This is a genomic window from Erwinia sp. PME.40.26/001, from assembly GCF_055556675.1.
The window spans coordinates 1-233 of the sequence record NZ_JBVHNP010000455.1; the positions used below are offsets into that span (position 1 = coordinate 1).

Here is a 233-nt window from a genome sequence, read left to right on the forward strand (position 1 = left end):
AGGTTGCCGGGCAGATTGCCCTCGGCGCTCCACAGGTCCACCTGGAAGGCGAGGGTATCCTGGCGCGTCGGACCATCGGCGACCCATTGCAGCGGGGTGTTCGAGATCAGGCCGCCGTCCCAATAGAATTCACCGTCGATTTCGGTGGCCGGGAAACCCGGTGGCAGGGAGCCGCTGGCCATGATGTGCTCCGGCCGGATCAGATGGGTTTCCGTATCGAAATACGTGAAGTT

At 62.7% G+C, this 233-nt stretch carries 1 protein-coding gene; it reads right to left on the minus strand.

The genetic code is table 11. The features are described 5' to 3' along the window. Positions 1-233, minus strand: a 233-nt coding sequence (locus tag ACZ3HG_RS24955; protein WP_465335247.1) for a patatin-like phospholipase family protein, incomplete at both ends; no start/stop codon positions are given.